Genomic DNA, 11,592 nt, shown 5'->3' on the forward strand with positions numbered 1-11,592 from the left:
TTGATATAATTATAGGTTTGCCTCCCAAGTTAATCAGTTCTCGCACAATCACCCCTCAGTTTTATGCAACCTCGTAAACCCCAGCAAATTGCTCGTGAATTGGCGCTTTTAAGCATTAGCCAATTGCCAGTCAACCCCAAGAAATTAGATAAATTGGAAGACGATCAATTAGTATCGAAGTTGTTGCTAGGAGCAGTACGCACCCTGACCTCAGAAGTGCAAGATACCCTCAATAATGCCGCAGGTGAACTGCAACGCAGTAACGATCGCCTCTTAAGTAGCCAAACTCGGGCCTCGGACCTCAATAGTGCCAGAACAATGCTTCAAGAAGCGATCGCCTGCACCCAGATAGCAATCAATCAGTTGGGTACAGCAGTTGATTTCCCAGTATTGATTCAGCTAGCTAATCAGGATAAGGGAGTGCGTAATTACGCTAAAGAGCTTGTGATTAGCGTCAACGAAAATCGACATATCATAGATGAACTCCTTTCTACTGCCTTAGTAGATTGGCAAATAACTCGCCTCGCCCAAATTGACCGCGATATCCTGCAAATCGCTGTGGCAGAAATGAAGTTCTTAGGAGTTCCAGACAGTATTGCCATCAACGAAGCTGTGGAGCTAGCCAAACGCTACAGTGGAGACGATGGTCATCGGTTTATTAACGGTGTTTTGCGACGAGTCAGTGAGCAGAAGAAAACTGCGTAGCTTTTTATACTTATTATTCAAATGAGGAGGATTAGGGAGACAAGGGGATGAAAAAAGTGTTTTCACAATGCCCAATGCCCAATACTTCTCTACGAGAGCCTGCGCCAACGGCGTCTCTACGAGACGCTACGCGAACGCTCAGTACAAGTGCCCAATGTCCAAGTTAAATTAAACTTATAACTCATAATTCATATAACCAATACTGCTGCAATGGTTTTTAATTGGTTCCGTCGTAAATATAACGATTCCTCTGATCAGAAACAGGAAGAAACTCCTCCTGCACAAGAACCCCAACCAGAGCCAGCCGAAACGTCAACACCAACTGCTGAAACTGCACCAGACACAACGGCAGACTTGTTGGCGTTTGCTAAAGCTGCCTACAAAAATATTCAGCAAAAACAACAAGTTGAGGTGGTAGAAACCCCACTTGATTCAGCACAATCTGAAACCGCAGAAACAGCAATTGCCCAAATCACCGAACCCGAAGCAACTGAGGAACCTGTTAGTACAACCGTAGAAACAGCACAGCCAGAAGTTATCCAAGGGGCTACTGAGTCAGAAATTACAGAAGATTCCTCAGTAGCAGGAATTGCTGATCAGCCAGATGTCAAAAGCCCAGAACTAACGGCAACTGAAGTTGAACCAACACCCACCGAATCACTAGCTACGCCAGAGGCAACAGCACCAGTTACATTATCCTTCTTAGAACGGGCGGCAGCAGAACGGCAAGCCAAACTGGAACAACTAATAGCCACCGCGATTGAAGTCCCAGAACCGGAGGTAGTACAGCCGATAGCTGCAACCTCAGAGACAGAAGAGGGAATTCCAGGGCTGGTATTTGATGATGGGTTTGTCTGGTCGGCGAAAGTCCTAGCAGCTCAAGGTAGAAGTCCAGAAGACGTTTCTATTGAAGAAATTACCTGGCTGAAAAAGCTCCGGCAAGGGTTAGACAAAACTCGCCGTAGTATTCTTAACCAACTGAAGGCGATCGTTGGTCAAGGACCACTTAACCAAGCTGCTGTGACGGAAATTGAGGCATTGCTCCTACAAGCTGATGTGGGTGTAGAGGCGACAGACTTTATTATCAATGCCCTACAGAAAAAACTTCGAGAAGAAGTCACTGCACCTGAAGAAGCGATCGCTTACCTGAAAAAAATTCTCCGGGATATGCTGGATGCGCCAAGCATTACATCCCACAAAACTAGCTTTACCCTAGAAAAAGAAACCTTGAATATTTGGTTAATTACTGGGGTGAATGGTGCCGGTAAAACTACCACCATCGGCAAAATTGCCCACTTGGGACAAAAATCTGGCTATAAATGCTTGATTGGGGCAGCAGACACCTTCCGCGCCGCTGCCGTGGAACAGGTGAAGGTTTGGGGTAGTAGAAGTGGTGTAGAAGTAATTGCCAATCCTGGAAAGAATACAGATCCGGCAGCAGTTGTATTTGATGCGATCGCCGCCGCTCAAGCACGTCAAAGCGAATTACTTCTGATAGATACAGCTGGGCGACTGCAAAACAAGAAAAATTTAATGGATGAACTCGGCAAAATCCGGCGAATTATCGACAAAAAAGCCCCAAATGCCAAAGTAGAATCACTGTTGGTTCTAGATGCCACTTTAGGTCAAAATGGACTGCGGCAAGCCGAAGTTTTCTCCCAAGCTGCCCAACTGAGTGGCGTTGTCTTAACCAAACTAGATGGTACTGCCAAAGGCGGCGTTGCCCTTGCTGTTGTGCAGCAGCTAGGTTTACCCATTCGCTTTATTGGTGCTGGCGAGGGAATTGAAGACCTACGCCCCTTTTCGAGCTATGAGTTTGTCGAAGCTCTTTTAAGTGGCTAGTTGAAAAATTTAGAATTAAAAATTTTTCTTGACAAACTGATAAATTTAGGTGTAACTGATCTGGTATTATCACTTGAACTAATTAGAAACAAAATACTGGAAACAGATAAATTCCTAAAATCATGAATTTGTCATAATCAATCGGTGGCTTTTGCTAAAATCTCCAGCTAATGCCCTTTTTGACACCCTGAATAGGCTTTTTAAATGTAGCAGCACGGGCATTTAGTTGCGACATCCAAAAGGCCGTAAACTCGCATCTTGCAGCAATTTAAAGGGCAGGCGAGATGCTCACCCCCACAAATACAAGTATTGTGGGATGGATTTCAGATGTATTCTCAAATATTCCTTGCGAAAGTATCCATAAATATTTTTTGGAGGAAATCGAGAGGTTTGAACTCTGATGGTTAAACTTTCAATGGGTTTAAGTTTTGCATCTTCAGCAACTCAAAATTCGCAAAACGAGAAATTCCGAATGGAAAAGCTAAATCTTGGCGATTATCCCGGCAATTATGGTATACAAATTAAGTATTTGAAGACTTATTTAGATATTCTCAGGTTTCCGAATGAGTCTAAGTCTGTTTTTTACCAAACCAAGCCTGATTTGAGCGCTTCTAGAGGTTTTCACTCAAAAAACTTCTAGTCTTCTAGTTGCCTCTACTCAAACAGTCACTCTGAAAGCATTAGAAATTATTCTTTGAATAGAGTATTTTTATGACTTTAGAGATATGCTTTGAGAATTAAGTTATGAAAAAATGAAAAGCTTTCTGAATTATCACCAAAACTAGTAATTTTTACGGGTTGAGTTTTGACTAAAAATACATGATTTGAAATTACTAAATATTCCATCAGAAATACAAGAAGCAAATAAAATACCGATAAAATTTGCCTGTTACGTCTTTATACTCTTGCTAAAATGACAACTCTTGCCTAAATATGGTTTAGCAATGCCAAAGCTAAAAGATTTATAAGTAATCTAAAATCTGCCAATATAAAGTGCAATAATACTTGTGCCTGTGTCTCAACTGCCCTCTCAACCCACTGAAAACAATAATAGTGCCGCGACGGATGTCACACCAGTCGTAGCACTAAAAGAACTTGTGGCAAGGTTGCACCGGGAACAAAACAAAATTCAAGATTTGCTAAGTTCTTTAGGATTTGCCCTGAGAAGTTTCAATAATTTGAATCAGTTTTTGGAACTAATCCCCCTGATGGCAACAAGAGTTACAGATGCAGACGGTAGCGCCCTGTTTCTCTACAAACCTAATGGTCAAGTCAGGTTAGAACAGTTACATTGGCAAGATAGTCGCCAGCGAAAAAATATCCGCAAAGCGCTAGAAATAGCCAGCAGTCAAATCACGCTTATGCCCAATACTGCCCCTCTAACGAATGCCACGGGGACTTTAGATGACCAGATGCATCGCTATTTGGGGCCAGATGTGCAAATCTTTGGTACGGCGATTCTGGTGAAGCATACAGAACGGGGATGGCTTTATGTCTTGAGTCGCGATCCAGAATATAGTTGGACAGAAACTAGGCAAAAGTTAGTTAGGTTAGTAGCAGACCAAACAGCAGTAGCGATCGAAAACGATGAACTAGCTGTAGAACTAAGAAAAAAAGAACGCCTAGATCAAGAACTAGAAATTGGCGCAGAAATTCAACGGCGACTTTTGCCACGTCAATGCCCCACAATCCCTGGTGCAGTGGTAGCGGCACGCTGTAAACCTGCCAATCGTGTTGGCGGAGACTACTACGACTTTTTTGCTACCACTGACAATAAGATTCAACCGAAGACCAAAGGCGGGATGGAAACTAGTCGTTGGGGTTTGGTTATTGGAGATGTCATGGGCAAAGGTGTCCCCGCTGCGCTAATTATGACGATGATGCGGGGAATGCTACGGGGAGAAGTGCTACATGGTAATTCCCCAGCAAGAATTTTGCAAAACTTAAATAGAGTTATGTATGCGGATTTAGAAAATTCCCACCGCTTTGTAACGGTATTTTACTCAGAATATAATCCCCATAAGCGAATTTTGTCTTATAGCAATGCGGCACACAATCCTCCCTTGTGGTGGCACGCAGCAACAAAAACTGTCAGCCGTTTAGATACTTTGGGAATGTTAATCGGTTTGGATGCTAACAGCCAATATGAAGATGCCCAGGTACAATTAGAGCCTGGGGATACAATTATTTACTATACAGATGGTTTGACCGATGCTGCTGCCGCAGGTGGCGATCGCTTCGATGAAGACAATTTTGTGGCTGGCTTCAACACGGCTTGTAAGTACTGCAATGGACCACAAGAAATTGTGGATTACCTATTTGACCAAGTTCAGGAATTCATCGGTGCTGATAAACAAAACACCGATGATATGACATTAGTTGTTCTGCAAATTTTATAGTTATTAACCATTGTTGCTTGGTCAAGTCATGAGTCAATACTTAAAGTTATGCTTACTCTAGCTTTTCATGTTATGTGGAAAATATAACGTGAAACCTAACCCCCACCTAGGGTGTTGACTTTCTGGGAAAATTGTCCCAAAACATTAGGCTTCTGGTTCAATGCCGAGCGATCGCACTTTGGATTAATCTCAAAGTACACGCAGTAAACTAGGAATACTTTCGATCGCTGACAAATTCCGAATTTCTGCCAAAGCTTGCCGAAAGTTGCCTTCCCGCACATCATGGGTAACAACCACAATTTCTGCTAGTTCCCCTTGAAAACCAGTTTGGACAATTGACTCTAAGCTAACGCCATAATTCCCAAAGCAAGTACCCAATTTACCAATAACTCCGGGTTGGTCATTTGTGAGGAAACGGGCATAAAACCGAGTTGTCAGTTCTGCCATTGGTGCAATTTGGCAATATTCCTGATGTCCACAAGCTAATAATGGATTTACAACTGCTGTATTGGTTTTGAGGACAGCAACTAAATTCAAAATATCCGATGTGACAGCACTGGCGGTTGCACCGGCACCAGCACCGGGGCCGAAAAACATTACTTGCCCGATTGGTTCTCCTTCAACAAGAATGGCATTGTAAACGCCATTGATGCTAGCCAAAGGGTGAGCTTGAGGCACTAAAGTAGGATGAACTCTGATCGAGAGAGGCGATGAGGGAGTATTACGTTTAGCGATCGCTAACAATTTAATTACAAATCCTAATTTTTCGGCGTAGGCAATATCTGTTTTGCTCACTTGCCGAATTCCCTCAGTATATACATCTTGCAGGTTGATCCGTCCGCCAAAGCCTAATGATGCCAGGATGGCAATTTTATCGGCTGCGTCTAAGCCCTCGACATCGGCTGTGGGGTCAGCCTCAGCATAACCCAAACGCTGGGCATCAGCTAAAACATCGCTGAAGTTGCTACCTTCTGTTTGCATCCGCGTCAGGATGTAGTTAGTTGTACCGTTAACGATGCCAGTTATAGTGTGAATACGGTTAACACTTAAAGACTGTTTTAGGGGTTGAATCACCGGAATCCCACCACCCACAGAGGCTTCTATCATCACGTATACGCCAGCTTGATTGGCAGTTGTGAAAATTTCTGCCCCAAAGCGGGCGATCGCTGCTTTATTGGCGGTGACTACGTGTTTACCATTACTTAAAGCTTTCAGGATGAGCGATCGCGCCGGCTCCAGTCCGCCCATCACCTCGACAACTATATCCACCGCCGGATCGTTGACAATGGCTTTTAAATCTGTGGTTAAGACTTCCGTAGACAATTCTACTGCACGGGGTTTATCGAGCGATCGGACTCCCACCCGATAGATTTCTATCTCTTGCAACAACGGATGACGCCCAGCCCAATCTTGCAATAACTTCACTGTTCCCGTTCCTACAGTGCCTAACCCCAGTATTCCTAGTTTCACACCCACAAATTTTGCACCCAATTTCAGCAACAACAATTGTAGGTAGAGCATTTGCCCTACCTACTGATTATCCCGCTTCCTTTGTCATTTGTCTTTCGTCCTTGGTCTAAAACTAATACTTCTCTACGAGAGGCTTCTCTTTCAGAGACGCTAACGCGAACGCCAACGACTTCTCTACGAGACGCTACGCGAACGCTCAGGACAAGTGACTAATGACCAATGACTAATGACTAACTTAGTATGTTTCTACGTGCCAGCGATGGGCTTTCTTGAGTTCCTTCTGATAAGCACTCCAGGTTACGCCTTCCTTAGCAGCAGCAGTTGTTAAGGCTGCATCGATACCTTCTTCCATACCCCGCAAACCGCAGATGTAGGTGTGGGTTTTTTCATTTTTAATCAACTGCCACAATTCATCAGCATGTTCCGCTACGCGGTCTTGGATGTACATCCTACCGCCTTGGGGATTTTTCTGTTCACGGCTGATGGCAGCAGTCAGGCGGAAGTTATCAGGATATTTTTGTTGAATTTCTTCCAGTTCTTCCTTATATAAGAGGTTTGGAGTTGTCGGAACGCCAAATATTAGCCAAGAGAATCCTTTAAATTCATATTCTGGGTTAGCTGCTTTTTCTGCATCTTTAAACTGACGCCACAGATAAGCCCGCATCGGCGCAATACCTGTTCCAGTTGCCAACATGATCACATTAGCATCAGGATCTTGGGGTAACAACATTTCCTTACCCACTGGCCCTGTAATTTTTACATCTGCCCCTGGTTCTAAGAAACACAGGTGGGTAGAGCAAACACCGTACACTGTTTCGCCAGTTTCCGGGTGCTTGTACTCCAACTGGCGGATGCACAGTGATACTGTCTTATCATCCACATCATCGCCATGACGAGTTGAGGCAATGGAATATAGTCTGAGTTTTTCTGGCTTGCCGTTCTTGTCTAATCCTGGTGGAATAATCCCAATACTTTGACCTTCTATATACTTCAAATCGCCGGCAGAAATGTCAAACTTGAGGTGTTGAACAATACCAATACCACCTTCTTTGACTAGCGGTTCATTAGATATTACCTTGCCAATAAATGGAGCATTGGGACGGTAAGTGTTCACAGGAACGTCACCGTGGTCTTTTTTGGCTTTCGCTTGAGTCATGGTGTTGCCTTTCTTGAGCTGTTCTTCAGCTAGTGGTTTAGCGAAGTCTTGGACTTCACTATTAGTATTCACAGGTGTGGCTTTACCATTTCCTTCACTGCTAGCAGTTTCCCCAGATGTAGCTAACTCGCTGACTTCGCTGTTAGCATTCCCAAATGAGGCTTCACCATTAACTGGCTCTAGAGCAGTTATAGGCTGGATGCTAACAATTGTGCCGCCTAGACGAGTGATACGTCGCATTTCTTGATTCATCCGGTTGTAAGGCACTCTGATGAACACACTGCCACTTTTACGAATTGGGTAGTTAGTTTGATCGGTTTCTTCGCTCTGACGCAAACCTACCACTTCATAGACGAAGAGGCGGCTACCTGATTCTGTGTTGGCAGCACCCTCAACAGCACCTTGATTGTACATTCCTTCTAGCACTCCGATAATTTACTTAACCGTTTTTCAAAAAAAAGAACTATTCCCCTACCTTGCCAGCTTTAGTTTACCGGATTTTCGTTTCATAAAACTGGCCTTGAAGGAAAAACGGCATCATTAAATTAATGCCTTGCTAAGTACACTCACCAAAGACATGCAGGCATAGCAAAAAACACACCTGTTCATCTTTTAAAGTAAAGGATAAGTCTCGTGGAGAATGTTAATAATGAGTCAATTTAATCTTTTTTTCGTTAACTAGCAAGTGCAGTAAAAAATCTCTGATGTCACAGACAATTCCCGATCAATTGGCAATCTCACACTCACTGCAAGCGCCGAGTGTGAGTAGTTCACAGCCAATAATTTGACTAATGCAAGTTGTTGGCTCATTCGTTAGATAGATTTTGGCTTTGAATATCTTAAACATTGTCGAGCCGGAATTACAATTTAGCAAGGTCAAAGAATTGGCTGCCAGAATAAATTATACCTTATAGACTTGATTATCTAGAGTCACAACTAGGAGAATGACAGCGCTGCAACACTTATGGGCGATACTGATCCCCATTTTTAAATTAACAACTAAATCATTGATAAACCACGCTAATTCTTCTTGAGGGCAAATCTTGTATGGGATACCCCCTTCTGTTAAAATCAAATATACCACTAGGATTAAATACTTACCGGCACCAACATTCAGGCTAGTCCGATGGGTAGCAGCTTATTACTTTGTTGTCTACCCGTTTGGTGTCTTATAGCAGTGCTGGGTAGCAAGAACGCAGGATAAACCAAAGGGGTAAACTCCTGGCTTCAAAATCTGCTGTGTGAAAAATTATTGAGACAACTTTAGTATTGTAGAGGAGATTTATGACAAATAAGCCGGAACGCGTGGTACTGATTGGAGTAGCCGGAGACTCTGGGTGCGGTAAATCTACGTTTTTGCGTCGTTTGATCGATTTGTTTGGTGAAGATTTGATGACAGTCATCTGCTTGGATGACTATCACTCGCTCGATCGCAAACAGCGCAAAGAAACCGGGATAACAGCACTAGACCCCAGGGCGAACAATTTTGACCTGATGTATGAGCAAATTAAAGCGCTCAAAAGTGGTAAAGGGATTGATAAGCCGATTTACAACCACGAAACCGGCTTGCTTGATCCGCCAGAACGGGTGGAGCCGAATCGGATTATAGTTGTGGAAGGGCTGCATCCTTTATATGATGAGCGGGTGCGATCGCTAATCGACTTCAGTGTTTATTTTGACATTAGCGATGAAGTCAAAATTGCCTGGAAAATTCAGCGAGATATGGCTGAACGCGGTCATCGCTACGAAGATGTCTTAGCGCAAATCAATTCCCGCAAACCTGACTTTGAAAAGTTTATCGAACCACAAAGAGAATTTGCCGATGTGGTTCTCCAGGTATTACCCACAAACTTGATCAAAAACGACACAGAGCGCCGAGTCTTAAGGGTACGTATGCTCCAACGGGAAGATAAAGAAGGCTTTGAGCCAACCTACCTGTTTGATGAAGGCTCAACAATTAATTGGACTCCCTGTGGACGTAAGCTGACCTGTTCTTACCCTGGTATGCAACTGTACTACGGTTCAGATGTGTACTACGGTCGTTACGTCTCAGTATTAGAGGTGGATGGTCAATTTGACAACTTGGAAGAAGTCATTTATATCGAAACCCATCTCAGCAATACATCTACTAAATATCAGGGTGAATTGACTCACTTGCTACTCCAGCACCGCGAGTATCCAGGTTCCAATAATGGTACTGGTTTCTTCCAAGTGCTTACAGGTTTGAAAATGCGTGCTGCCTATGAGCGGTTGACAGCTACAGAAGCAAAGTTAGCGGTTCAGGTTTAAAAGCTTGTGGGGGCGCTTCTGGGTGTCCCCTTTTTTTGTGTTATTAAATACATTCTATTTACAAAATAATCAGCATACATTTATCTTTTTTACAGATGCTTACCTTATAACTAGTGGTTTTTATCAATATCAAGAAGATACTAACTACTGAAGTATAAATATTGTTATGATTTCAGAAATTAGTAGTTGAACTAAATACCGACATTTAGTCAGCGAAAAAAATTCAAGTCAGGAGGAATTACCTTTGTCTCGTCGATATCTATTTACCTCCGAGTCAGTCACCGAAGGTCATCCAGATAAAATCTGCGATCAGATTTCTGATACCATTCTGGATGCCTTACTGACACAAGACCCCAGCAGCCGTGTTGCTGCTGAAGTAGTAGTTAACACTGGTTTGGTGCTAATCACTGGTGAAATAACCACCAAAGCCAATGTAAATTTCGTCAATCTCGCTCGTAAAAAAATTGCCGAAATTGGCTATACCAATGCTGATAATGGCTTTTCTGCTAACAGCACCAGCGTTCTGCTGGCTATAGACGAACAATCACCCGATATTGCCCAAGGCGTTAACACTGCCCACGAAACCCGCGAGCAAGATAGTGATGAACTATTCGACAAAATTGGTGCGGGCGACCAAGGTATAATGTTTGGCTTTGCCAGCAACGAAACACCAGAACTGATGCCCTTACCCATCAGTCTCGCTCATCGCATTGCCCGCCGATTGGCAGCAGTCCGCAAAACGGGTGAATTGTCATACCTGCGTCCTGACGGCAAAACCCAAGTAACTGTAGTCTACGAAGACGGACGCCCCGTAGGCATTGATACTATCCTGATTTCCACTCAGCATACAGCCACTATTGGGGAAATCAAAGATGAGGCGGCAGTACAAGCCAAAATTAAACAAGACCTCTGGTCAGCAGTGGTCGAACCTGTTTTTGGCGACATTGACATTAAGCCTAATGAGGAAACACGTTTTTTAGTCAACCCCACTGGCAAATTTGTCGTTGGTGGTCCTCAGGGAGACTCTGGTTTGACCGGACGGAAAATAATCGTTGACACCTACGGTGGTTATTCACGGCATGGTGGCGGCGCTTTTTCCGGGAAAGACCCCACGAAGGTAGACCGCTCTGCTGCTTATGCAGCTCGCTATGTGGCGAAAAATATTGTCGCCGCCGGGTTAGCAGAAAAAGTTGAAATCCAGCTATCCTATGCTATTGGCGTAGCGCGACCAACAAGCATTCTGGTGGATACCTTTGGCACCGGCAAAGTGGATGAAGAAACCTTGCTGGAATTAATCAACCAGCACTTTGAATTGCGTCCAGCGGGGATTATCCATACCTTCAACTTACGTAACTTACCAAGTGAACGAGGCGGACGTTTTTATCAGGACGTCGCGGCTTACGGTCACTTTGGGCGGAGTGATTTAGACTTGCCTTGGGAACAGACCGATAAAGCCGAGTTGTTGAAGCAAGCGGTAAAGGAATCACTTTCGGGAGTAGTTGCTCAGGCAGTAACTTAGACTTATACGCTACTGCAAAAACTTAGTTTAGCTATGTGAGGGTATTGGTAACTTTACAAGTTAGCTGTGCCCTCATTTTTTGCTAGCCACCTGAATAATCGAAAAGTAAAACTACTAACCAATGACCAATGACCAATGACCAATGACCAATGACCAATGACCAATGACCAATGACCAATGACCAATGACCAATGACCAATGACCAATGACCA

Annotated in this window: 9 protein-coding genes; 7 read left to right on the forward strand and 2 right to left on the reverse strand. The window is 43.7% G+C overall.

All coding sequences use genetic code 11. The annotated features are described in order from the left end of the window. Positions 1 to 63: 63 nt before the first annotated feature. The 4 genes from nusB to ACYTXL_RS30785 all read left to right on the forward strand — a co-directional run bounded on the left by nusB (position 64) and on the right by ACYTXL_RS30785 (position 4,946). On the forward strand, positions 64 to 705 hold the full coding sequence (gene nusB / locus ACYTXL_RS30770; protein WP_461927930.1) for a transcription antitermination factor NusB: 642 nt from the start codon (positions 64 to 66) through the stop codon (positions 703 to 705). A 210-nt stretch (positions 706 to 915) separates the two neighbouring features. Then, positions 916 to 2,547 carry a signal recognition particle-docking protein FtsY gene (ftsY, locus tag ACYTXL_RS30775; RefSeq protein ID WP_461927931.1) on the forward strand — a complete coding sequence of 544 codons (1,632 nt, stop codon included), beginning with the start codon at positions 916 to 918 and terminating at the stop codon, positions 2,545 to 2,547. A gap of 400 nt (positions 2,548 to 2,947) precedes the next feature. Next, positions 2,948 to 3,187, forward strand: coding sequence for a hypothetical protein (locus tag ACYTXL_RS30780; protein ID WP_461927932.1), 240 nt, complete (start codon positions 2,948 to 2,950; stop codon positions 3,185 to 3,187). A gap of 367 nt (positions 3,188 to 3,554) precedes the next feature. Beyond that, positions 3,555 to 4,946: a PP2C family protein-serine/threonine phosphatase gene (locus ACYTXL_RS30785; protein ID WP_461927933.1), complete on the forward strand. Its 1,392-nt coding sequence runs from the start codon at positions 3,555 to 3,557 to the stop codon at positions 4,944 to 4,946. Between the two features lie 189 nt (positions 4,947 to 5,135). On the opposite strand, the gene ACYTXL_RS30790 is transcribed toward ACYTXL_RS30785, so the two are convergent. Next, the gene (locus ACYTXL_RS30790; RefSeq protein WP_461927941.1) at positions 5,136 to 6,422 is read right to left on the reverse strand and encodes a homoserine dehydrogenase; all 1,287 of its coding nucleotides are present in this window, start codon (positions 6,420 to 6,422) and stop codon (positions 5,136 to 5,138) included. Between the two features lie 45 nt (positions 6,423 to 6,467). On the opposite strand from ACYTXL_RS30790, the gene ACYTXL_RS30795 reads away from it, so the two are divergent. Next, positions 6,468 to 6,629, forward strand: a complete 162-nt coding sequence (locus tag ACYTXL_RS30795; RefSeq protein WP_461927934.1) for a hypothetical protein — start codon at positions 6,468 to 6,470, stop codon at positions 6,627 to 6,629. A gap of 22 nt (positions 6,630 to 6,651) precedes the next feature. Here the strand turns inward: ACYTXL_RS30795 and petH are convergent, their stop codons facing one another. Continuing rightward, a complete protein-coding gene (gene petH / locus ACYTXL_RS30800) occupies positions 6,652 to 7,986 on the reverse strand; it encodes a ferredoxin--NADP reductase (protein ID WP_461927935.1) in 1,335 nt (444 codons plus the stop codon). Between the two features lie 870 nt (positions 7,987 to 8,856). Between petH and ACYTXL_RS30805 the strand changes: the two genes are divergently transcribed. Then, positions 8,857 to 9,861 (forward strand): phosphoribulokinase, encoded by a 1,005-nt coding sequence (locus ACYTXL_RS30805; RefSeq protein ID WP_292790158.1) that lies wholly within the window; start codon positions 8,857 to 8,859, stop codon positions 9,859 to 9,861. Between the two features lie 244 nt (positions 9,862 to 10,105). Then, complete coding sequence (gene metK, locus ACYTXL_RS30810; protein ID WP_461927936.1) at positions 10,106 to 11,380, forward strand: methionine adenosyltransferase; 1,275 nt, start codon at positions 10,106 to 10,108, stop codon at positions 11,378 to 11,380. The last annotated feature ends 212 nt before the right edge of the window (positions 11,381 to 11,592 follow it).

The sequence above is a fragment of the Nostoc sp. genome (assembly GCF_054880495.1).

Coding starts and splice junctions, on each gene's coding strand:
- ftsY (WP_461927931.1), top strand. CDS start 916: ATGGTTTTTAATTGGTTCCGTCGTAAATATAACGATTCCTCTGATCAG.
- nusB (WP_461927930.1), top strand. CDS start 64: ATGCAACCTCGTAAACCCCAGCAAATTGCTCGTGAATTGGCGCTTTTA.
- ACYTXL_RS30805 (WP_292790158.1), top strand. CDS start 8,857: ATGACAAATAAGCCGGAACGCGTGGTACTGATTGGAGTAGCCGGAGAC.
- ACYTXL_RS30780 (WP_461927932.1), top strand. CDS start 2,948: ATGGTTAAACTTTCAATGGGTTTAAGTTTTGCATCTTCAGCAACTCAA.
- petH (WP_461927935.1), bottom strand. CDS start 7,986: ATGTACAATCAAGGTGCTGTTGAGGGTGCTGCCAACACAGAATCAGGT.